The following is a 22,427-nucleotide window of genomic DNA, read 5'->3' on the forward strand; positions in this document are numbered from 1 at the left end:
CAGCAGCCTAGAGTTCGCCGTGTGTCGGGCAGCTTCCACCTCCCCACGGCGATCGTGGTCGCGGGTGCCTTCCTGTTGGCGCTGGGGCTGCTGCGCCTGCTGCGGCAGGGCCGCCGCGGGTCCCGCGGCTTCGTCTCCGACGTCGACCACGCCACGCACGCGACACTGCACACGGCGTCGCTGGCCTCGCGCCACCTGCAGGACGGCCTGACGCCGGAGGGCACCGCCCGGGCCGCCAAGCACCTGCGCGCCCTGCTGGGGTCACCGGCGATCGCGGTCTGCGACCCGTTCTCCCTGCTGGCCTGGGAGGGTGCCGCCGACCACCACCGCGAGCACGCCCGTGCCGACGCCGAGGAGGTCCTGGCCACGGGGCGCACGATCGTGCTCGGGTTCGACGCCGTGGGCTGCCCCGACCCCGACTGCCCGGTCAAGACGGCCGTCATCGCACCGGTGGTGACCGAGGACCGCGTGGTGGCCTCCATCGCGGCATACGGGCCGCAGGCCTCGGCCGGCCTCGCCCGGGCGGCCGAGGAGGTGGCGCGCTGGGTGGCCACGCAGGCCGAGCTCGCCGAGCTCGGCCACGAGCGCACCCGCACCATGGAGGCCGAGCTGCGCGCCCTGCGGGCGCAGATCAGCCCCCACTTCATCTACAACTCGTTGGCAGCCATCGCCTCGTTCGTGCGCACCGACCCGGAACGCGCCCGGGAGCTGCTGCTGGAGTTCGCCGACTTCACCCGCTACGCCCTGCGCCGTGGTGGCGCGTTCACCACCCTCGCGGAGGAGCTGCGCAACGTGGAGCGCTACCTCACGCTCGAGCAGGCCCGCTTCGGTGACCGGATGCGGATCTCGTTGATGATCGCCCCCGAGGTGCTGCCGGTGACGGTGCCCTACCTGGCCATCCAGCCGATCGTGGAGAACGCGGTGCGCCACGGCATCGCGCGCAAGGAGGGCGGCGGCGAGGTCAGCATCCGGGCGACCGACCGCGGGTCGGAGGCTGAGATCTGCATCGAGGACGACGGGATCGGCGCGGACCCGGAGGAGGTCCGGCGGGCCCTCGACGGGCAGGGGGACGCCGACAGCGTCGGGCTCGGCAACGTCGATGCGAGGCTGCGCCAGGTGTACGGCGACGACTACGGGCTCGCGGTGGAGACCGCCCCGGGGGCGGGCACCAAGGTCACCTTCCGGGTGCCGAAGTACGCCCCGGGCGTGCACGCCTGACCCTCCGGGGCCTGCGCGCGTCGTAGGCTCGCCCTGTGGCGAGCGCCGGACCGGGACATCCCCGTGAGCGCCGCCCCGACCCCGCCAGCGCCGGCGGAGCGGGCGGCCCCCGCCTGCGTGCCCTGGTCGTGGATGACGAGCTCCCGGCCCTGGAGGAGCTCAGCTGGCTGCTGAGGCAGGACGAGCGCATCGGCGAGGTGCGGACCGCCAGCAGCGGCACCGAGGCGTTGAGGGCCCTCGAGGAGGGGCCGGTCGACGTCGTGTTCTCCGACATCAACATGCCCGGCCTCGACGGCATGGACCTCGCCCGCGTGATCGCGCGGTTCGCGCAGCGGCCACGCATCGTCTTCGTCACCGCCTACGACAACCACGCGGTCGACGCGTTCGCCGTCGACGCCACCGACTACGTGATGAAGCCTGTGCGGCCGCACCGCCTCGCCGAGGCGGTGCGCCGCGTCGTCGAGGGGACCGCCGAGGCGACCGACGCCCCGGAGGCGACGGCGCCGCAGCTCGAGGACGAGACCATCCCGGTCGAGCTCGGCGGCGTCACCCGCTTCATCTCGCGCAGCCAGATCCGCTACGCGCAGGCCCAGGGCGACTACGCCCGCCTGCACACCGACACCGGATCCCACCTCGTGCGCATCCCCCTCAGCACGCTCGAGGAGCGCTGGGGGGCGGCCGGTTTCGTGCGCATCCACCGCAGCACCCTGGTCGCGCTCCCCCACGTGCGGGAGGTCCGCATGGAGCACGGCCGGTGCACGGTGGTGCTCGACGAGGCCGAGCTCCAGGTGAGCCGCCGGCACACCCGCGAGCTGCGCGACCGCCTGCTGCGCGCACCCAAGCCCTCGACGCCATGAGCCCCGGCAGGGCCGCGGAGACCGGTGGCCGGCAGGACCGCCCGGACCGGCCGCCCCGGGTTCGGGTGACCAGCTCGCGACGCAGTGCGGCCACCCGCCGTGACCTGCGCCCCCTGACCCGCGACATCGACGAGCAGACCGACCTCGGCGAGGTCTACATGGCGGGCCTGATGACGGCCCAGCTGCGGCTCGCCCTGCGGGTGCTGGCCTTCGGCGCCCTCGGGCTGGGCGGGCTGCCCCTGCTCTTCCTGCTGGTGCCCGACACCCGCACCCTCGAGATCGGCTGGGTGCCCTTCCCCTGGCTGGTCCTCGGCGTGCTCGTCTACCCCGTCGCCCTGCTGGTGGCGCGCTACTACGTGCGGCAGTCCGAACGGATCGAGCGCGAGTTCAGCCAGGTGGTGGGCCGCCGGTGAACGCCGCCTACGGGCTGACCGCCATCGTGCTCGTCTGCCTGGTCACCCTCGGCGTCGGTGCGTTCGGGCTGCGCCTGTCGCGGACCACCAGCGACTTCTACGTCGCCGGCCGCACCGTCACCCCCTACCGGAACGCCAGCGCGATCGGTGGCGAGTACCTCTCCGCCGCAAGCTTTCTCGGCATCGCCGGCCTGGTCTACTCCAGCGGGCTCGACATGCTCTGGTTCCCGGTCGGCTACACGGTGGGCTACATCGTGCTGCTCGTGCTCGTCGCCGCCCCGCTGCGCCGGTCGGGCGCCTACACGCTGCCGGACTTCGCCGAGGCCCGGCTCGAGAGCACGCGGATCCGCTTCCTCTCGTCGCTGCTCGTCGTGGGCATCGGCTGGCTCTACCTGCTCCCCCAGCTGCAGGGTGCGGGTCTCGCCCTCCGTGTCGTGACGGGTGCGCCGACCTGGGTCGGCAGCCTCGTCGTCGTGGTGGTCGTGATCGCCAACGTGGCCGCCGGCGGCATGCGCTCGATCACCCTCGTGCAGGCGATGCAGTACTGGCTGAAGCTGACCGCCATCGCCATCCCGGCGTTCGTCCTGCTGGCGGTATGGCTCCAGGACGGCCGGCCGGAGCCGCAGCTCACCGGGGGCACGGCCTCGGACTGGGCGCAGCCGCTCAGTGGCTTCGGGGGCCAGGACCACCCGGTCTACGCCACCTACAGCACCCTGCTCGCGCTGGCGCTCGGCACCATGGGGCTGCCGCACGTACTCGTGCGCTTCTACACCAACCCCGATGGGAGGGCGGCCCGGCGCACGACCCTGACCGTCGTGGCCCTGCTCGGCCTCTTCTACCTCTTCCCGCCGGTCTACGGCGTGCTCGGACGCGTCTACCTGCCCGAGCTCCCCGCGGGACTGCGCGCCGACACCATCGTCCTCGCGCTGCCGGAGGCGGTCGTGCCGGGAGGCGTCGGCGAGGTGCTGTCGGCGGTGCTCGCAGGCGGTGCCTTCGCGGCGTTCCTGTCGACCGCCTCGGGGCTGACCATGTCGGTCGCCGGCGTCCTCGACCAGGACGTGCTGCGCGGCAGGCTCGGGCGCCTGACCGGGGAGGACGCCACCGTCGTGCAGGGCTTCCGCCTCGCCACCGTGCTCGCCATGGTCGTGCCGTATGCCGCGGCGTGGCTGGTCGAGCCCATCGGGCTCGCCACCACGGTGGGGCTCGCGTTCGCCGTGGCCGGCTCCACGTTCTGCCCGCTTCTCGTGCTCGGCTCGTGGTGGCGCGGCCTGAGCACCGTGGGAGCCGCCGCGGGCTTGGTGTCCGGCGGTGGCCTGGCGGCCGGGGCCGTGCTCGTGACCATGTTGGGCGGGCCGATCGACGGCTGGCCCGGCGCCCTGCTCGGCCAGCCCGCGGCGTGGACCATCCCCATCGCCTTCGCCGTGGCGGTGATCGTCTCGCTGGCGACCCCGGGCCACATCCCCCGGCACACCTCGCGCACCATGGTGCGCCTGCACACCCCGGAGGACCTGCAGCTCGAGCGCAGCCCGCGCCACCGCTGAGACCCCTCAGCCTCGACCGCTGGTCGCAGATCGTCGACCGTTCGGCGCACTGTGACCCGCCACACACCTACGGTGACCGCCCACCCGGCGCGCACCCGCGCGCACGCCCTTCTGCGCGGCATACCGAGTCGCAACAGTGGGCCTCAGCCGCGGGAGCCGCCCGCGTCCAGTCCTGGAGGTGCGCAGTGAGCAACGTCGCTCGCGAACACAGCACGGATCCCTACGTCGCCCTGCAGCGGACCGACGAGTTCGTCGACCTTCGGCGACGGTTCCGCCGCTTCGTCTTCCCCATGACCGCGCTCTTCCTGGCGTGGTACTTCCTCTACGTCCTGCTGGCCGCGTTCGCGGCGGACTTCATGTCCCAGAAGGTATGGGGCAACATCAACGTGGGCCTCCTCTTCGGCCTCGGCCAGTTCGTCTCCACCTTCGTCATCACCGTCCTCTACGTGCGCTGGGCCGACCGGGAGTTCGACCCGCGCGCCGAGGCGCTCCACGACCGTCTCGAGGGAGGCCAGAAGTGACCGAGACCAATGTCGGCAACTCGACGCTGAACATCGCGGTGTTCGGCCTGTTCGTCGTCGTCACGCTGTTCATCGTCATCAAGGCCTCACGGCGCAACGCGACCGCGGCCGACTACTACGCGGGCGGGCGCTCGTTCTCCGGGAAGCAGAACGGCATCGCGATCGCCGGCGACTACCTGTCGGCCGCCTCGTTCCTCGGCATCGCCGGCGCCATCGCCCTCACCGGCTACGACGGCTTCCTCTACTCCATCGGCTTCCTCGTGGCCTGGCTCGTGGCGCTCCTGCTCGTGGCCGAGCTGCTCCGCAACACCGGCCGCTTCACGATGGCCGACGTGCTGAGCTTCCGTCTCAAGCAGCGCCCGGTGCGCACCGCGGCCGCCATCTCCACCCTCGCGGTGAGCTTCTTCTACCTGCTCGCCCAGATGGCCGGTGCCGGTGGCCTGGTCTCGCTGCTGCTCGGCCTCGACGGCGACACGGCGCAGAACCTCGTGATCGCCCTCGTCGGCATCATCATGATCGCCTACGTGCTCATCGGCGGCATGAAGGGCACGACCTACGTGCAGATCGTCAAGGCGACGCTGCTCATCGCCGGCTCCATCGTCATGACCGTCTGGGTGCTGGCCCTCTTCGACTTCAGCCTCTCGGAGGTGCTCGGCGGCGCCGTCGAGAACTCGCCCAAGGCGGGCGAGGCCCTGCTCAACCCGGGCCTGAAGTACGGCACGTCCACCCTGACCCAGGTCGACTTCATCTCGCTGTCGCTCGCCCTGGTGCTCGGCACCGCCGGCCTGCCGCACGTGCTCATGCGGTTCTACACGGTCCCCTCGAGCAAGGAGGCCCGCAAGTCGGTCGAGTGGGCCATCTGGCTGATCGGCCTGTTCTACCTGCTGAGCCTGGTCATGGGCTACGGCGCGGCCGCCCTGGTCGGCCCGGACAAGATCCTCGCCGCCCCCGGCAAGGCCAACTCCGCGGCCCCGCTGCTCGCCTTCGAGCTCGGCGGCGAGATCCTGCTCGGCCTGATCTCGGCGATCGCCTTCGCGACCATCCTCGCGGTGGTGGCCGGGTTGACGATCACCGCGAGCGCGAGCTTCGCGCACGACATCTACGCCCAGGTCATCAAGCGCGGTGAGGTCTCGGCGGACGCCGAGGTGAAGGTCGCCCGCATGACGGCCCTGGTGATCGGCGCGATCGCGATCGTCGGCGGCATCTTCGCCAAGAACCAGAACATCGCGTTCCTCGTGGCACTGGCCTTCGCCGTCGCGGCGAGCGCCAACCTGCCGACGATCCTGTACTCGCTGTTCTGGAAGCGGTTCAACACCCGCGGGGCCCTGTGGAGCCTCTACGGCGGCCTGATCTCGGTCATCACGCTGATCGTCTTCAGCCCCGTCGTCTCCGGCAAGCCGGCCGACGCCACGGGCAAGTCGCCGTCGATGATCACCGACCCGAACGTCGACTTCAGCTGGTTCCCGCTGGACAACCCGGGCATCGTCTCGATCCCGCTGTCCTTCTTCCTCGGCTGGCTGGGCACGGTCACGAGCCGCGAGCCCTCCAGCGAGCTGAAATTCGCCGAGATGGAGGTGCGCAGCCTCACCGGCCACGGCGCCGAGAAGGCGGTCGCGCACTAGCGCGGGCCCTGCCCCAACCACGGTGCCGTGTCCCCGCGCAGGGGGCGCGGCACCGTGCTGTGGGTGGTGGGACAGCAGCTTCGAGGGCGACACCCAGCTCGGCCTCGGGGTGCGCGCCCGCCTCCCGTTCCGGGTGTCCACCCTGCAGGACGCGATGACGAGCCGGCTCGTCATCGACGTGGCGCACCGCTGGTGATTCCGGCGGCGCCGCTCGTCGCTCCCAGAGCCCGCCGGGCGAGCCCAGGAGGCGTTCCCCTTGAAGCCGGGCGGGAGAGGCGGTTGGCTGGGGGACGTCACTCTCGGCCGCAGCGACGCGGCCGTCGCGCCGTCAGCCAGGAGGGAAGCCGTGTCCGAGGAGAGCCTGTCGACCGTGCTGCAGCAGGACCACTCATTCGAGCCCAGTGAGGAGTTCGCGGCCAACGCCAACGGCAAGGCCGAGATGTATGCCGCGGCCGACGCCGACTTCGAGGCCTTCTGGGCCGACCAGGCCCGCACGTACGTCACCTGGAGCAAGGACTTCGACACCACGCTCGACTGGAGCGGGGCCCCGTTCGCCAAGTGGTTCGTCGGCGGCGAGCTGAACGTCGCCTACAACTGCGTCGACCGCCACGTCGAGGCCGGCAACGGCGAGCGTGTCGCGCTCCACTTCGAGGGCGAGCAGGGCGACACTCGCACCGTCACCTACGCCGCCCTGCAGAAGGAGGTCGCCAAGGCGGCCAACGCGCTGGCCTCGCTCGGTGTCGGCAAGGGCGACCGGGTGGCCATCTACATGCCGATGATCCCCGAGACCGTCGTGACCATGCTGGCGTGCGCCCGGCTCGGCGCACCGCACTCGGTGATCTTCGGTGGCTTCTCGGCCGAGGCGCTGCACACCCGCATCGACGACGCGCAGGCCAAGGTCGTCGTCACCACCGACGGGCAGTGGCGGCGCGGGAAGGCCGCACCCCTCAAGGCCGCGGTCGACGAGGCGCTGCAGCACGGCGAGAACCCGGTCGAGAAGGTCCTGGTGGTGCGGCGCACCGGCACCGACGTCACCTGGGTCGACGACCGCGACATCTGGTGGCACGACCTCGTCGACGCCCAGCCCGACACCCACGAGCCCCAGCCGGTGGACAGCGAGCACCCGCTGTTCATCCTCTACACCTCGGGCACGACCGGGAAGCCGAAGGGCATCTTCCACACCACCGGTGGCTACCTGACCCAGGCGGCCTACACCAACCACATCGTCCACGACGTGCACCCCGAGACCGACGTCTACTGGTGCACCGCCGACGTGGGCTGGGTGACCGGCCACTCCTACATCGTCTACGGGCCGCTGGCCAACGGCGCGACCCAGGTGCTCTACGAGGGCACCCCCGACACCCCGCACCAGGGCCGCTGGTGGGAGATCGTCGAGAAGTACAAGGTCTCGATCCTCTACACCGCCCCCACGGCGATCCGCACGTTCATGAAGTGGGGCGACGACATCCCCGCCAAGTTCGACCTGTCGTCGCTGAGGCTGCTCGGGTCGGTCGGCGAGCCGATCAACCCCGAGGCATGGCTCTGGTACCGCAAGCACATCGGCGGCGACCGCTGCCCGATCGTCGACACCTGGTGGCAGACCGAGACCGGCGCCATCATGATCAGCCCGCTCCCCGGCGTCACCGACCTCGAGCCCGGCTCGGCCCAGAAGCCGATCCCCGGCATCAGCGCCGAGATCCTCGACGACGAGGGCAAGCCGTTCACCGAGCCGGAGAAGGTCGGCTACCTCGTGCTCACCAAGCCGTGGCCGGCGATGCTGCGCGGCATCTGGGGCGACCCGGAGCGCTACAAGGAGACCTACTGGAGCCGGTTCGGGCCGAAGTACTACTTCGCCGGCGACGGCGCCAAGTACGACGCCAAGGGCAACATCTGGCTGCTCGGCCGGGTCGACGACGTCATGAACGTCTCGGGCCACCGCCTCTCCACCGCCGAGATCGAGTCGGCACTGGTCTCGCACCCCAAGGTCGCCGAGGCCGCGGTCGTCGGCGCGGCCGACGAGACCACCGGACAGGCCGTCTGCGCGTTCGTCATCCTGCGCAAGGAGGCGGTCGCGGAGGCCGACGAGCCGGGCGAGGGCCAGGACCTCGTCCAGGAGCTGCGCAACCACGTGGCCCACGAGATCGGCCCGATCGCCAAGCCGCGCTCGATCATGGTCGTGGCCGAGCTGCCCAAGACCCGCTCAGGCAAGATCATGCGCCGCCTGCTGCGCGACGTGGCCGAGAACCGCGAGGTCGGCGATGTCACCACGCTGGCCGACTCCTCGGTCATGAACCTCATCAAGGAGGGCATGGCGGCGCCGGCCGCCGACTGAGGCGGCCCATCGACCCGAGCCGCGCCGTGTGCCGCGCCCGCCCCACCCGGGGGCCGGCGCGGCACACGGCGTCCAGAGCCAGAGGTGACGCTAGGCGCTTGCCGCCCCGAGCTCGGCGGCGATGGCGGTGGCGGCCTCCTCCAGCAGCGGCGCCGCCCGCTCCACGACGTCGTCGCCCATCCGCGACAGGGGGCCCGACATCGACACCGCGATCCGCTGCGGGGCGCCGGGCACCGCCACGGCAACGCAGCGCACGCCCATCTCCTGCTCCTCGTCGTCGAGGGCGTAGCCGCGCCGGCGGGTGCGCTCGAGCTCCTCGGCGAAGCCCTCGGGGGTCGTGATGGTGTGGCCGGTGCGAGCAGTCATGCCGGTGCGTGACAGGAGGGCCCGCACCTCGGCGGGGTCCTGGGAGGCCAGGATGGCCTTGCCGACGGCCGTGGTGTGCGGGTCGACGCGCCGGCCCACCTCGGTGAACATGCGCATCGAGTGCTGTGACGCCATGACCTGGCCGACGTAGACGATCTGGTCGCCGTCGAGCACCGCCAGGTTGACCGACTCGCCCAGCGCAGCAGCGACTCTGGCCATGTGGGGCCGAGCCCAGCTGCCGAGGCTGCGTGAGGCGACGTCGCCCAGACGGATCAGCCGGGGGCCGAGGGCGTACTGGCGCGACGGCTCCTGGCGGACGTAGCCGAGGTCGACGAGGGTGCGCACGATGCGGTGGATCGTGGGCAGCGGCAGCCCGGCGTCGGCCGCCAGCTGCGACAGGCTGATCACGCCGCCCGCGTCGGCCATCGTCTCGAGGACGGCGAAGGCACGGTCGAGCGACTGCACCCCCGCCCGAGCACCCGGGCGGCTGCCCGCCGCTTCGTCGGCCTGCGCGTCGGCGCCACCGGGCTCATCCAGGGGGTCGGCTGCCGCCGGGGGCTCTGCAGGCACCGAGGCCTCCTTCCTGCCTCGCGGCCCTCGGCCGCCAAGGGGACACGTGTTTTCCTACTGGCGAGAAAACTATTCCATATGATGGAATATTGATCCACCCATCCTTCGCACGCCACTCAACGAGGAGACAGGCCTGATGGCAGACATCGCCGTGACCGGGGGCCCGGTCGAGCGCAGCGACGAGATCCTGACCCCCGAGGCGCTGGAGTTCCTCGCCGACCTGCAGACCCGCTTCGGCCCGCGCCGTGACGAGCTGCTGCAGGCTCGCGTCAAGCGCCGGGCGAGGATCGCCGAGACGGGGCGCCTCGACTTCCTCCCGGAGACGGCCGAGGTCCGGGCCGGGGGCTGGACGGTGGCGCCGGTCCCGGACGACTTCGCCGACCGCCGCGTGGAGATCACCGGCCCCACCGAGCGCAAGATGGCCATCAACGCCCTCAACTCCGGCGCCCGCGTCTGGCTGGCCGACCTCGAGGACGCCAACACCCCCCACTGGGCCAACGTCGTCGGCGGCCAGGTCAACCTGTTCGACGCCGTGCGCCGCACCATCGAGCTCACCACCCCGGAGGGCAAGCACTACGCGCTGAAGAACCCCGACGGCATACCGGTCATCGTTCCGCGGCCGCGCGGTTGGCACTTCGACGAGGCCCACATCGAGGTCGACGGGCGGCCGATGGTGGGCGCGCTCGTCGACTTCGGCCTCTACTTCTTCCACAACGCCGCCGAGCTGCTCGAGCGGGGCAGCGGTCCGTACTTCTACCTGCCCAAGATGGAGTCCCACCTCGAGGCCCGGCTCTGGAACGACGTGTTCACCCACGCGCAGCAGCAGCTCGGCATCGCCCACGGCACCATCCGGGCAACGGTGCTCATCGAGACGATCACCGCCGCCTTCGAGATGGACGAGATCCTCTACGAGCTGCGCGACCACGCCGCCGGGCTCAACGCCGGCCGGTGGGACTACCTGTTCAGCATCATCAAGAACTTCCGCGACGCCGGGCCCGACTTCACCCTGCCCGACCGCAACGCGGTGACCATGACGGCCCCGATGATGAAGGCCTACAGCGACCTGCTGGTCAAGACCTGCCACCGGCGCGGGGCCTTCGCGATGGGCGGCATGGCTGCCTTCATCCCCAGCCGTCGCGACGCCGATGTCAACGAGCGCGCCTTCGCCAAGGTCCGCGAGGACAAGAACCGCGAGGCGCAGGCCGGCTTCGACGGGTCGTGGGTGGCCCACCCCGACCTGGTGCCTGTGTGCGCGGAGATCTTCGACGGCGTGCTCGGCAGTGCCCCCAACCAGACCAGCCGTCAGCGCGACGATGTGACGGTGACCGCCGACGACCTGCTCTCGGTCTCGCAGACGCCGGGCCAGCGCACCGAGCAGGGCCTGCGCGACAACATCAGCATCGGCATCCAGTACCTCGAGGCGTGGCTCGGCGGCAACGGCGCGGCCGCGATCAACAACCTCATGGAGGACGCCGCGACGGCCGAGATCTCGCGCTCGCAGGTCTGGCAGTGGACCTTCAACGGCGTGACGCTCGAATCGGGCGACACGGTGACGCCGCAGCTCGTCGAGCGGCTGGTCGACGAGGAGTTCAGCGCGCTGCGCGAGAAGGTCGGCGAGCAGGCCTGGGGCAAGGGGCACTGGGACCTGTCGCGACGCCTGTTCGTCGAGTCGGCCCTGAGCGAGACGTTTCCGGACTTCCTGACCCTGCCTGCCTACCGGGCCGTGCTGGAGCTCGAGCGCTCCTGAGTCCGCCGGGTGGGTGGTCAGCGCGTCTTGACGCGCCGACCACCCACCCAGACCCCGGCGAGGTCGGCCGGGCCGCCGAGCGCGAACGCCTTGGCCAGCGCGTCCTCCTCGCTGTGCGCATGGCGCAGCACCACGTCGAGGGTGCTCCCGTCCTCGGGGCGGAGCCACACGGCGTCGAACTGCTTGCCGACGCTCAGGTCGCCCACTTCGGCCCCCAGGCCCAGCGCGTCGGCGCCTGCTGCGGTGGCGAGGTGGAGCAGGTGCGCCGAGGTCAGCGGCAGCCCGTCGTCGCCGAGCAGGTGCTGCACGAAGTAGGCCTGCAGCCCCTCCTTGAGCAGCGAGAAGCCGGTGCCGGCGCCGACGTCGGAGCCCAGCGACACCCGCACGCCGTGCTCGTGGTGGCGGCGCAGGGGGAACAGCCCGCTCCCCAGGGCCGAGTTGCTCGACGGGCAGTGCGCCACGGTGGCGTCCTGCCCGGCGAGCAGGGCCAGTTGCCGGTCGGTGGGGTGCACGTTGTGGGCCAGGATGCTGCGCCGACCGACCAGTCCCTGCCGGTCGTACGTGTCGAGGTAGTCGACGGCCCCGTCGAAGAGCTCGCTGACGGCCATCACCTCGGCGACGTTCTCGTTGAGGTGCGAGGTGAAGAAGGAGCCCGGCACGTCCTTGAGCAGGGCGGCACAGGAGGCGAGCAGCGCGTCGCCGCAGGACAGCGAGAACCGCGGCGTCACGGCATACCGCAGGCGCCCCGTGCCGTGCCAGCGCTCGGCCAGTGCCCTGCCCTCGTCGTAGGCCTGTTCGGCGGTGGTGAGCAGGTCGTCGCGCAGCACCCGGTCGCTGACGACCAGCCCCGTGGTGACCCGCAGCCCCGCCTCGGCCGCCTGGGTGAACATGGCGTCCACGGCACTGGCGAAGTGCGACCCGAACACCATGGCCGAGGTGGTGCCGGCCTCGACGAGCCCGGCGGTGAACTCGGCAGCGACTGCCCTGGCGTAGCCGACGTCGGACAGCCGGGCCTCCTCGGGCAGGGCGCACTGCTCGAGCCACTGGAGCAGCGGCATGCCCAGCCCGCCGATGACGCGCACCTGCGGGAAGTGCACGTGGGTGTCGACCAGCCCGGGCAGCAGCAGTCCGCCGCGGAGGTCGACGACCTCGACCTCCCGGTGCCGGCGGCGGAGCTCGTCGAACGGGCCACGGGCGACGATCGCGCCGTCCGACACCAGCAGCCCGGCGTCGGCCTCTGCCCTCAGGACCCCGCCCTCGAAGGGGCTCACCGGTGTGTCGAGCACCGTCGCGCGGTAGAGGACGGTGCGGCCGCTGGTCATCGCGTCATCTCCCGGCCGGCGTGCTGCCGGTCGAAGGCCATGAGGAGGGAGGCTGCAACCCCGACCGCGATGGCGGCAGGTTCCTTTCCCTGTATGCCAGGCAGCCCGATCGGCGTCGTGATGCGGGCCAGCTCTTCGGCGCTGTGACCCTCGGCGGCGAGCCGTTGCTGGAAGCGGCGCCACTTGGCGTCGGAGCCGATGAGGCCGATCGAGCCGAGGTGGCGGCAGCGCAGCGCGGCGTCGCACAGGGCGGCGTCCTCGGCGTGGTCGTGGGTCATCACGAGGACGTGGGTGCCCGGGGGAACCTGTCCGAGAACGAGTTCCGGGACCGGCGCGTGGTGGACGTGGATGCGCGCCCGGGCGTCGGCCAGCACCGCGAGCCTGTCGTCGGCGAGCTGGTCGGCGCGCGAGTCGACGAGGTGGAGGTCGAGGTCGTGACGGGCCAGGATGCGGGCGAGCTCCAGGCCGACGTGACCGATGCCGAAGACCGCCACCGACGGGGCGACCGCCAGGTGCTCGTAGAGCACGGTCACCTCACCACCGCAGCACTGGACGCCGTGCTCGGTCGGCGCCCGGTCGGTGAGGCGCACCGTCACCAGCTCGGGCGCGCCGGCGGGCGCGCCGAGCAGCTGCCGCGCCCGCTCGATGGCGGTGGCCTCGAGGTTTCCACCGCCCACCGTGCCCCACACGTGCCCGGCGGAGACGACCATCTTGGCGCCGGCCTCGCGCGGGGCGTGGCCGCGCACTTCGACGACGGTGACGACCACCCCTGCCCGCCGCTGTGCGCGGAGGCCCGCGACGGCGGTGAGCCAGTCCTGCCCGGACCCGAGGTCTGGTGCCATGTCAGGCCCCTCCCGCCAGCGTCGGTCGCGGCTCGCGCGCCGGGGAGTCCTGGCCTGCCACGGGATCCGCTGCCCTCCGCGCCGCCTCGATCGCCCAGAAGACCACCTCAGGCGTCGCCGGCGACGCGAGCTCCACGCTGTGACCCTCGGGCCCGAACGCCCCGGCAGCGGCCCGCAGTGCCTCGCGGACGCTGAAGGCCAGCATGAGCGGTGGCTCGCCGACGGCCTTCGAGCCGTAGACGACCCCGTCCTCGGTGGCCTGCTCGAAGAGCGTCACGTTGAAGACCTCGGGCATCTCCGAGAAGCTCGGCAGCTTGTAGGTGCTTGCCGCCTGGGTCGCGAGCCGACCGCGGTTCGGGCCGTCGCTGGTGTCCCAGCGCAGGTCCTCCAGCGTCAGCCAGCCGGCGCCTTGGACGAAGCCGCCCTCGATCTGGCCGATGTCGACCAGCGGGGAGAGGCTGTCGCCCACGTCGTGCACGATGTCGACGCGGCGCAACCGGTAGGCGCCCGTGAAACCGTCGACCTCCACCTCGGACGCCGAGACGCCGTAGGCGAAGTACTTGAACGGCTCGCCCTGCATGCGCGAGGCGTCCCAGTGCAGCCCTTCGGTGCGGTAGAACCCGGCCGCTGACAGCTGGACCCGCTGGAAATAGGCGTCGTGCACGACCTCGGCGAAGTCGAGGACGGTGTCGTGGAAACCGATGCCGGTCACCTTGCCGTCCCCGAAGCGCACGTCGGCCGGGTGGATGCCGAGCCGACGACCGGCCACCTCGGCAAGTCGGCCCCGGATCTGCTCGCAGGCGTCCTTGATAGCGCCACCGTTGAGGTCGGCACCCGAGCTCGCCGCCGTGGCAGAGGTGTTCGGCACCTTGTCGGTGCGTGTCGGGGCCAGGCGCACACTCGCCAGCGGCACCCCCAGGGCCGTGGCCGTCACCTGGAGCATCTTGGTGTGCAGACCCTGCCCCATCTCGGTGCCGCCGTGGTTCACCAGGACCGAGCCGTCCTTGTAGACGTGCACGAGCGCGCCGGCCTGGTTGAACGCGGTGAGGTTGAAGGAGATCCCGAACTTCACAGGCGTGATGGCCAGCCCCCGCTTGGTGTGCCGATGGTACGCGTTGAACTGCGCGATCTCGCGCTGGCGCCTTGCCACCTCCGCGGACTCCTCCACGATCTGCCAGATGCGCAGCAGCCGCTCGGCGTGGCGCACCGGCTGCCCGTAGGGCGTGCTCTGGCCCGGCCTGTAGAGGTTGCGCCGGCGGAGCTCCTCGGGGGTCAGGCCGAGCAGCGGGGCGCTCCGGCCGAGGATGTCCTCGATGACGAGCATTCCCTGCGGGCCGCCGAACCCGCGGAAGGCGGTCTGGGAGGTCTTGTGGGTCTTGGCGACCCGGCCCTCGACCTCGATGTCGGGGATCCAGTAGGCGTTGTCGACGTGGCACAGCGCCCGGGCCAGGACTGGCTCCGACAGGTCGAGGCTCCAGCCGCCGTCCGAGGTGAGCGTCGCGCGCAGGGCGACGATGTGGCCGTCGGCGTCGAAGCCGGCGGTCCACGACGCGTGGAACGGGTGGCGCTTGCCCGACATGGTGATGTCCTGGCTCCGGTTGAGGCGAAGCCGCACCGGACGGCCGGTGAGGGTCGCCCCCAGAGCCGCGATGGCGGCATACCCGTGCGGCTGCATCTCCTTGCCCCCGAAGCCGCCGCCCATGCGCAGGCACTGCACGGTCACCTCGTGGTTGCGCAGCCCGAGGACGTGGGCGACGATCTCCTGGGTCTCGCTGGGGTGCTGGGTGCTGCACTGCACGAAGACCTGGCCCCCCTCGTCGACGAGCGCCAGTGAGGCGTGGGTCTCGAGGTAGAAGTGCTCCTGCCCGCCGAACTCGAACTCGCCCTCGACGACTCGGGTCGCGGCGGCCAGCGCCGCGTCGGGGTCCCCGCGGTGGAGGGTCGGTCGGCCGCCCTGGAAGGACTCGGCCGCGATCGCCTCGGTGAGGGTCAGCAGCGACGGCAGCGGCTCGTACTCGACCTCGACGCGTTCGGCGCCGAGGCGGGCCGCCTCGATGGTCTCGGCCAGCACCCAGCAGACGGCGTGACCGTGGAACATCACCTCGGTGGGGAAGAGCGGCTCGTCGTGCTTGACCCCCGCGTCGTTCACGCCGGGCACGTCGTCGGCGGTGAGCACCCGCACCACCCCGGGAACCTCGAGGGCTGGCGCGGCCTCCAGCCGGGTCACCCGCGCGTGGGCATGCGGCGCCTGCACCGGCCAGGCGTGCAGCGCACCTCGGGTCCGAGTCAGGAGGTCGTCGGTGTACAGCGCCCGGCCCGTGACATGGAGGTCAGCGCTCTCGTGCGGGATCTCCAGTCCCACAACAGGATTCACCGGGCGATCGGAAAGCGCGCTCATGCGGTCACCTCCCGGCGTTCGGCGGCCCGGCTGGGTGGGTGCTCCGCGAAGAGCCGCAGCAGCGACGTCGCGAGCATGGCTGAGCGGTAGGCCGAGCTCGCACGGTGGTCGTCCATCGGGGTTCCCTCCCCGCGCATCGTCGCGGCGGCCTCGCGGACGACGTCCTCCGACCAGGGCCGGCCCTCGAGGGCAGCCTCGGTCGCGAGCGCCCGCAGCGGCGTTGCAGCCACCCCGCCGAGCCCGATCCGGGCACGCTTGACCACACCGTCCTCGATCGTCAGCGCATGGGCCACCGCCACGCTGGAGATGTCGTCGAACCGTCGCTTGGAGACCTTGTGGAAGGCGGTGACCGGCGCGAGCGGCAGGGGGATGCGGACCGCGACGATGAGCTCGTCGCCTGCCCGCACGCTCCGGCGGTAGCCGGTGAAGTAGTCGGCGAGCACGACCTCGCGCCGGCCCTCCCGTGACGCCAGCACGACGGTGGCCTCGAGGGCGAGGAGGGCGGGCGGGGTGTCGCCGATGGGGGAACCCGTCCCGAGGTTTCCGCCGATGGTGGCGCCGTTGCGGATCAGGCGCGAGGCGAACTGGGGGAACAGCTGGTCCAGCAGCGGCACGCGTCCGGCCAGCCGGCGCTCGACCTCCGAGAGGCTGAGGGCTGCGCCGATCTCCACGGCGTCTTCGGACCAGTTGAGCTCACGGAGCTCGGGCAGCCGGTCGACGGCCAGCACCAGCGCGGGTCGGGCGCCGCGCAGGTTGACCTCGACGCCCCAGTCCGTGGAGCCCGCCACGAGCTGGGCGTCCGGGCGCTCGGCGAGGAGGCCCAGTGCCTCCGTCAGGTCGGCCGGACGCACGAAGTCCCCGCCCCGCCCCGCCAGCCTCGTGTGCGCGGCAGCCGGCGCCGGTTCGGCGCGGCGGGCCGCCAGCGGGTCATCGGCGACGGGCTCGCCCAGCGCGTAGGCGGCGTCACGGATGGGCCGGTAGCCGGTGCACCGGCACAGGTTGCCGCTCAGCGCGTGCAGGTCGAAGCCGTTCGGCCCGCGCTCGTGGCCTGCGTCCGTGCGCTCGTCGCCCTCGCGGCCCGGGGGCACGGCGTGCCCGTTGCCGGTGGGGTCGACCGGTGACGTGGCCGGACCACCCGCGGCACAGCGGCCCTCGCGGTAGAACTCCGCGGCCATGCTGCAGACGAAGCCGGGGGTGCAGTAACCGCACTGCGACCCCCCGCGCACGGCCATCTCCTGCTGCACCGGGTGCAGGGCGCCCGGTGCACCCAGGCCCTCGGCGGTGACGACCTCTTGGCCGTCGAGCGCGGCGGCCGGGATGAGGCAGGCGTTGATGGCGGTCCACTCCGTGCCGGCGTCCTCGCCGTCAGCGCCCACCGCGGGGCGGGCGACGAGCACCGAGCAGGCGCCGCACTCCCCCTCGGCACAGCCCTCCTTCGCGCCGGTGAGCCCGCAGCCCCGCAGGAAGTCAAGAGCGTTCTCGTGCGGCGCGATGGCACCCAGGGCACGCGGTGTCCCGTTGATCATCACGTGCAGCGCATCCATGGTCGAGCTCCTCCACACCATTGCGGTCGTCTCATCATCCGCCCAGGACTGCCCTCGCATCACGTGCTCGGGCAGCTGGGGCAAGGTTGAAAAGGGTCTGATCGGGGGAATCGGCGTCGGCTACGGGAACTGGCGGCCGAGTTTCGCGTGTCGGTTGACGTCCTTGTAGAGCAGGTAGCGAAAACGGCCCGGCCCACCGGCGTAGCAAGCCTGGGGGCAGAACGCGCGCAGCCACATGAAGTCGCCCTCCTGCACCTCGACCCAGTCGTTGTTGAGCAGGTAGACCGCCTTGCCCTCGAGGACGTAGAGCCCGTGCTCCATGACGTGCGTCTCGGGGAAGGGGATCACCCCGCCGGGCTCGAAGTTGACGATGTTCACATGCATGTCGTGCCGGACGTCGAGCGGGTCGACGAACCGCTGTGTCGTCCAGCGGCCCTCGGTGCCGGGCATCTCCGCTGCGTCGACAGCCGTCTCCTCGGTGACGAAGGCCCGGGGCACCTCGATGCCCTCGACGCGCTCGTAGGCCTTGCGGATCCAGTGGAACCTCGCCGCCGCCTCGCCGGCGTTGTGCAGGGTCCAGTCCGCTCCCGGCGGGATGAAGGCGTAGCCGCCAGGTCGCATCTCGTGCACCTCGCCTTCGAGGACCAGCCTCACGGCGCCGTCGACGACGAAGAGAACGGCTTCTGCTGCCGGGTCGGGCTCGGGGCGGTCGCTGCCACCTCCCGGGGACACCTCGACGACATACTGCGAGAACGTCTCCGCGAACCCGGACAGTGGCCGCGCGATGATCCACAACCTCGTCTTCTCCCAGAACGGCAGCGCGCTCGTGACGATGTCCCGCATGGTCCCCCGCGGCAGGACGGCATACGCCTCGGTGAAGACCGCGCGGTCGGTCGTGAGCTCGGTCTGGCCTGGCAGGCCCCCGGTCGGCGCGTAGTAACGAGGCGTCATGTCCGTCCCCTCCTCAGGAGCCGCCCGCGCGGCTCCCCGTCGATGTCGATGGGCCTGCCGCGCAGCCACGTGTGCCGGACGGTGCCGGTGAGGGTGCGACCCGCGTAGGCGCTCACCGGGTTCCGGTGGAGCAGCCGCGCTGGGTCCACGATGAACTCGTCGTCGGGAGCGAAGACGACGAGGTCGGCCTGGCAACCCACGGCGATGCGGCCGCGGTCGGCCAGGCCGGCCTGTCGGGCGGGCCCGGCGGCCATCCACCGCACCACGTCGACGAGCGAGTGGCCGCGCCGCCGCGCCTCGGTCCAGACGACCGGGAGCCCGAGCTGGAGCGAGGCGATACCGCCCCAGGCCGCCCCGAAGTCACCGCTGTCGAGCCGCTTGAGCTCGGGCGTGCACGGCGAGTGGTCGGAGACCACCGCCTCGATGGTTCCCTCGGCCAGGCCCTGCCAGAGACGGTCGCGGTTACCGGCCTCGCGGATGGGCGGGCAGCACTTGAACTGCGTCGCGCCGTCGGGGATCTCCTCTGCCGTCAGCGTCAGGTAGTGAGGACACGTCTCCACGGAGAGGCGTACGCCCTCGGCCCGGGCGGCGGCGATCAGCGGGAGCGCATCGGCGTCCGAGAGGTGCAGGACGTGTGCCCGAGCCCCGGTCTCCCGGGCGGCCTCGACCACCTGGGCGATCGCGCGCTCCTCCGCCTCCTTAGGACGCGAGCCGAGGAAACCGGCATACCGCGGACCGGCGGGAGCCGGCGACCCGTCGATGGTCGCGGGGTCCTCCGCGTGCACGATGACCAGGCCGTCGAAGCCCGCGGCCTCGGCAAGGGCGGCCTTCAGGCCCGCCGCGTCGAGGTGCGGGAACTCGTCGACCCCCGAGTGCAGCAGGAAGCACTTGAAGCCGAAGACACCCGCCTCGTGCAGCGGGCGCAGGTCGGCGAGGTTGCCCGGGACGGCACCGCCCCAGAACCCCACGTCGACGAAGGCCTGGTCCCGGGCCACGGCCTGCTTGGCCCGCAGCGCCTCCACCGTCGTGGTCGGCGGGATGCTGTTGAGCGGCATGTCGACGATCGTCGTGACGCCGCCGGCCGCGGCGGCGCGGGTGGCGCTGGCGAAGCCCTCCCACTCGGTGCGGCCCGGCTCGTTGACGTGCACGTGGGTGTCGACCAGGCCTGGCAGCAGGACGAGCTCGCTGCCGAGGCGGACGGTTTCCCCACCGGTGAGGGTCGACCCGCCGCGTTCCACGGCGACGATCCGCCCGTCGGTGATCCCGACGGCTGCAGACCCCTCGCCCTCGGCGATGACCGCCCGCTCGGCGTGGACGACGACGTCACACCGCATGCCGTCAGCTCCCGCGGTAGGTCGAGTAGCCGAAGGGGTTGAGCAGCAGCGGCACGTGGTAGTGCTGGCCCTCGGCCACCGTGAACGCCACGACGACCTCGGGGTAGAACCCCTCCGTGCCCGCCGCTGCGAAGTAGGCGGCCGTGTCGAACCGCAACCGGTAGTCGCCCGGCTTGAGCCGCTCGGGCCCGATGGCCGCAACGCGGCCGTCGGCGTTGGTGACGCCCTCACCGAGGGGAGCCTGCGAGGCGAGTGCGAGGAGCTGGACCGGCACCCCCTCCGCCGGGCGGCCGCGGCTGGTGTCGAGCACGTGGGTGCTCAGCGTGCCCATCGTCAGACCACCTGCCTCAGCCGGAGCATCGCGATCTCCCGCAGCTGGGTGACCGTCTCGCCGCGCTCGGTGGCGTCGTCGTTCCGCATCCGTCGCTCGAGCTCACCGAGGATCTCATGCGCCGAGCGCCCCGCGGCCCTGATGAGGAAGACCCGGTCGAAACGCGCCTCGTAGGCCCGGTTGCCCTCCGCCAGTCGCAGGGTGACGTCGGGGTCGGACCCGTCGACGCCGGACTGCTCGCGCCGGGAGAAGGCCGCCTCGTGGCCAGGCTCGGTCGGCCGCTCCCCGATGCGCGGGTGCCGGCTGAGTGCGGCCTCGAGCTCGTCGTCGTCGAGCTGCGCGGCGGCCCGCTCGGCGCGGTCCCACAGCGATGCGTCATCGCTGTAGGGCCGGCCGGCGAGCACGTCGTCGACCCATCTGGGCACGGCCAGGCAGGTCTCGAGGCGAGCCCGGGCCTCGTCGTCGGGGAGGGCGTTGAACGCCTCCGCTGACGTGCTCACTCGATTCCCATGCGGCGGGCGCGGGCGCTGTGGATGGGGTTGGCGCCGGCGACGAGGTCGTCGAAGCGGTGCCCGGCGATCTTGGCGACCTCGATGAGGGCCGCCGCGTGCTCCTGTGTGGGGGAGTTCTCGAGGCGGTGCCAGCCATGACGCACGACCTGCTCGGAGGAGTCCTCGTCGCGGACACAGGCGATGAGCGGGAAGCCGAAGCGCTCGCGGTAGGCAGCGGTCAGCGTGGCGAGCTCGGCGTTCTCGTTCTCGGCGAGGTGGGTAAGGCCGAGCGAGGACTGGTCCCGCAGCGAGTCGGGGCCCTCCTCGCCCTGCGCCACCCGGGGCGAGCCCAGGTCGGGGTAGGACGCGATGAGCCGCTCCTGGTCCGCGTCGCTGCCGGAGAAGAGCGCCTCCTGGAACGCCCGTCGCAGGTCGTGGGTGTCCTCGAAGGGCCGCAGCCGGTAGGCCTGTTCGACCACCCAGTTCGGCCCCTGGAACAGACCGGAGAAGGTGCGCACGAACTCGTCGCGGTCCATGCCGTTGACCTGGTCGAGCCGCACCAGGTCGCCCGGCTGCCCGGCCACCGCCGGCCCGTAGCTCTTGCCGACGTGGTGGAACAGGGCATTGAGGCCGATGGCGGTGATGCTTCCGAGGGTGATGCCGCTGCCGAGGATGATCTGGGCCCAGTCCGGCACGGCCTTGGCCACGTCGGGCTGCGCGGTGACGAGCATGGCCAGGCCGATGCTGGTCGCCACGATGACGACGTTGCGGTGGTCGTGGAAGTCGACTCGCGACAGGGTCTGGAAGCCCACCACCGCGACCGTGGCGAACATGGCCAGGGCGGCGCCGCCGAGGACGGGGTGGGGTATGCCGGCGACGACCGCGCCCGCCTTGGGGATCAGGCCGATGAGGACCATGATCGCGCCGGCTGCTGCCACGACGTAGCGGCTCTTGACCTGGGTGAGCCGCACGAGGCCGACGTTCTCGGCGAAGCAGGTGTAGGGGAAGGAGTTGAAGACGCCACCGACGGTGGTGGCAAGGCCATCGGCGCGCAGGGCACGGGCGATGTCGTCCTTGCCGACCCGCTTCTCGACGATCTCACCGGTGGCGAACACGTCGCCGGTGGTCTCGACGGCGGTGATGAGCATGACGACGATCATCGAGATGATCGCGGCGACGGAGAACTTCGGCCAGCCGAAGTGGAACGGCGTGGTCACACCCACCCAGCCAGAGCTGGCGACGGCGTCGAAGTGCGCGTCGCCGAACGCCCAGGCGACGAGGGTGCCGATGACCAGGCCCGCGAGGACGGCGATCGTGGCCATGAAGCCCTTGAAGATGCGCTGGATCAGCACGATGAGGGCCAGGGTGCCCAGGGCGTAGGCGAGGTTCTTGCCGCTCGTCGGGTCGGACGTCGGCCCGGCGCCACCCGTGGCGTCCGCCGCGGCCACCGGCAGCAGCGCGATGCCGATGATGGTGATGACCGACCCGGTGACGACCGGCGGGAAGAAGCGGATGAGCCGGCTGAAGTACGGCGCGACGAGGAAGGTGAACAGGCCCGCCACGATCACGGCGCCGTAGATGACGAGAAGGCCGTCGGTGCCGCCGCCCGCGGCCGCGCCGATGGCGATCATCGGCGACACCGCCGTGAAGGTCACGCCCTGCAGCAGGGGCAGCTTCACACCGACCTTCCAGAACCCGACGGACTGGATGATGGAGGCGATGCCGCAGGTGAACAGGTCGGCGTTGATCAGGTGGATGAGCTCCTCGGTGCTCAGGCCGATGGAGTTCGCCAGCAGGATCGGCACGATGACCGCTCCGGCGTAGAAGGCCAGCACGTGCTGGAAGCCGTAGATGGCCAGTTTCGGCGCCGGCAGGACCTCGTCGACGGGATGCCTCACGCTGCGCTGTGGCGCGCGCCGGTCGGCGGGCTGTGCGGTCATGACTGACACCTCTTCCTGGCGGTGACCTGGCCTTCAGGTCGTTTCAGAGCGCTTGGTGGTTGAGCAGGGCGGCGCGGCAGCAGGGGG

At 71.7% G+C, this 22,427-nt stretch carries 19 protein-coding genes; 9 read left to right on the forward strand and 10 right to left on the reverse strand.

What is annotated here, in order from left to right; genetic code table 11:
* The first annotated feature begins 21 nt into the window (after positions 1 to 21).
* The 8 genes from P2F65_RS06890 (at position 22) to acs (ending at position 8,504) form a co-directional block, all read left to right on the forward strand.
* Positions 22 to 1,218 (forward strand): histidine kinase, encoded by a 1,197-nt coding sequence (locus tag P2F65_RS06890; RefSeq protein WP_275805438.1) that lies wholly within the window; start codon positions 22 to 24, stop codon positions 1,216 to 1,218.
* A gap of 113 nt (positions 1,219 to 1,331) precedes the next feature.
* Positions 1,332 to 2,075: a LytTR family DNA-binding domain-containing protein gene (locus tag P2F65_RS06895; protein WP_275807312.1), complete on the forward strand. Its 744-nt coding sequence runs from the start codon at positions 1,332 to 1,334 to the stop codon at positions 2,073 to 2,075.
* Positions 2,072 to 2,488: a hypothetical protein gene (locus P2F65_RS06900; RefSeq protein ID WP_275805440.1), complete on the forward strand. Its 417-nt coding sequence runs from the start codon at positions 2,072 to 2,074 to the stop codon at positions 2,486 to 2,488. Before P2F65_RS06895 ends, P2F65_RS06900 begins: the two co-directional genes overlap by 4 nt.
* Positions 2,485 to 4,029, forward strand: a complete 1,545-nt coding sequence (locus tag P2F65_RS06905; protein WP_275805442.1) for a cation acetate symporter — start codon at positions 2,485 to 2,487, stop codon at positions 4,027 to 4,029. Before P2F65_RS06900 ends, P2F65_RS06905 begins: the two co-directional genes overlap by 4 nt.
* 185 nt (positions 4,030 to 4,214) lie before the next feature.
* On the forward strand, positions 4,215 to 4,550 hold the full coding sequence (locus tag P2F65_RS06910; RefSeq protein ID WP_275805444.1) for a DUF485 domain-containing protein: 336 nt from the start codon (positions 4,215 to 4,217) through the stop codon (positions 4,548 to 4,550).
* The gene (locus tag P2F65_RS06915; protein WP_275805446.1) at positions 4,547 to 6,172 is read left to right on the forward strand and encodes a cation acetate symporter; all 1,626 of its coding nucleotides are present in this window, start codon (positions 4,547 to 4,549) and stop codon (positions 6,170 to 6,172) included. The genes P2F65_RS06910 and P2F65_RS06915 overlap by 4 nt, the downstream gene beginning before the upstream one ends.
* A 22-nt stretch (positions 6,173 to 6,194) precedes the next feature.
* Positions 6,195 to 6,368, forward strand: coding sequence for a hypothetical protein (locus P2F65_RS06920; RefSeq protein ID WP_275807406.1), 174 nt, complete (start codon positions 6,195 to 6,197; stop codon positions 6,366 to 6,368).
* Between the two features lie 150 nt (positions 6,369 to 6,518).
* Entirely contained in the window at positions 6,519 to 8,504 is a 1,986-nt protein-coding gene (acs, locus tag P2F65_RS06925; RefSeq protein WP_275805448.1) for an acetate--CoA ligase, read from the forward strand.
* A 90-nt stretch (positions 8,505 to 8,594) separates the two neighbouring features.
* Here acs and P2F65_RS06930 read toward each other — a convergent pair whose 3' ends face one another.
* Positions 8,595 to 9,335: an IclR family transcriptional regulator gene (locus P2F65_RS06930; protein WP_275807315.1), complete on the reverse strand. Its 741-nt coding sequence runs from the start codon at positions 9,333 to 9,335 to the stop codon at positions 8,595 to 8,597.
* A gap of 241 nt (positions 9,336 to 9,576) precedes the next feature.
* On the opposite strand from P2F65_RS06930, the gene aceB reads away from it, so the two are divergent.
* The gene (gene aceB / locus P2F65_RS06935) at positions 9,577 to 11,187 is read left to right on the forward strand and encodes a malate synthase A (RefSeq protein ID WP_275805450.1); all 1,611 of its coding nucleotides are present in this window, start codon (positions 9,577 to 9,579) and stop codon (positions 11,185 to 11,187) included.
* A 17-nt stretch (positions 11,188 to 11,204) separates the two neighbouring features.
* On the opposite strand, the gene guaD is transcribed toward aceB, so the two are convergent.
* From guaD to uraD (P2F65_RS06980), 9 genes are all read right to left on the reverse strand, one after another.
* Positions 11,205 to 12,509, reverse strand: a complete 1,305-nt coding sequence (gene guaD, locus P2F65_RS06940) for a guanine deaminase (protein ID WP_275805452.1) — start codon at positions 12,507 to 12,509, stop codon at positions 11,205 to 11,207.
* Positions 12,506 to 13,351, reverse strand: a complete 846-nt coding sequence (gene xdhC / locus P2F65_RS06945; RefSeq protein WP_275805454.1) for a xanthine dehydrogenase accessory protein XdhC — start codon at positions 13,349 to 13,351, stop codon at positions 12,506 to 12,508. Before xdhC ends, guaD begins: the two co-directional genes overlap by 4 nt.
* Position 13,352: 1 nt before the next feature.
* Positions 13,353 to 15,749 carry a xanthine dehydrogenase molybdopterin binding subunit gene (gene xdhB / locus P2F65_RS06950; RefSeq protein WP_275805456.1) on the reverse strand — a complete coding sequence of 799 codons (2,397 nt, stop codon included), beginning with the start codon at positions 15,747 to 15,749 and terminating at the stop codon, positions 13,353 to 13,355.
* Positions 15,746 to 17,293, reverse strand: a complete 1,548-nt coding sequence (locus P2F65_RS06955) for an FAD binding domain-containing protein (RefSeq protein ID WP_275805458.1) — start codon at positions 17,291 to 17,293, stop codon at positions 15,746 to 15,748. Before P2F65_RS06955 ends, xdhB begins: the two co-directional genes overlap by 4 nt.
* Positions 17,294 to 17,413: 120 nt before the next feature.
* Positions 17,414 to 18,244 (reverse strand): bifunctional allantoicase/(S)-ureidoglycine aminohydrolase, encoded by an 831-nt coding sequence (locus P2F65_RS06960; RefSeq protein ID WP_275805460.1) that lies wholly within the window; start codon positions 18,242 to 18,244, stop codon positions 17,414 to 17,416.
* Positions 18,241 to 19,578, reverse strand: a complete 1,338-nt coding sequence (gene allB / locus P2F65_RS06965; protein WP_275805462.1) for an allantoinase AllB — start codon at positions 19,576 to 19,578, stop codon at positions 18,241 to 18,243. Before allB ends, P2F65_RS06960 begins: the two co-directional genes overlap by 4 nt.
* A 4-nt stretch (positions 19,579 to 19,582) precedes the next feature.
* Positions 19,583 to 19,909 carry a hydroxyisourate hydrolase gene (gene uraH, locus P2F65_RS06970; RefSeq protein ID WP_275805464.1) on the reverse strand — a complete coding sequence of 109 codons (327 nt, stop codon included), beginning with the start codon at positions 19,907 to 19,909 and terminating at the stop codon, positions 19,583 to 19,585.
* Between the two features lie 2 nt (positions 19,910 to 19,911).
* Entirely contained in the window at positions 19,912 to 20,409 is a 498-nt protein-coding gene (gene uraD / locus P2F65_RS06975) for a 2-oxo-4-hydroxy-4-carboxy-5-ureidoimidazoline decarboxylase (RefSeq protein WP_275805466.1), read from the reverse strand.
* On the reverse strand, positions 20,406 to 22,340 hold the full coding sequence (gene uraD / locus P2F65_RS06980; protein WP_275805468.1) for a 2-oxo-4-hydroxy-4-carboxy-5-ureidoimidazoline decarboxylase: 1,935 nt from the start codon (positions 22,338 to 22,340) through the stop codon (positions 20,406 to 20,408). Before uraD (P2F65_RS06980) ends, uraD (P2F65_RS06975) begins: the two co-directional genes overlap by 4 nt.
* Positions 22,341 to 22,427 lie beyond the last annotated feature (87 nt).

Source organism: Knoellia sp. p5-6-4 (genome assembly GCF_029222705.1).
Classification (GTDB): domain Bacteria; phylum Actinomycetota; class Actinomycetes; order Actinomycetales; family Dermatophilaceae; genus Pedococcus_A.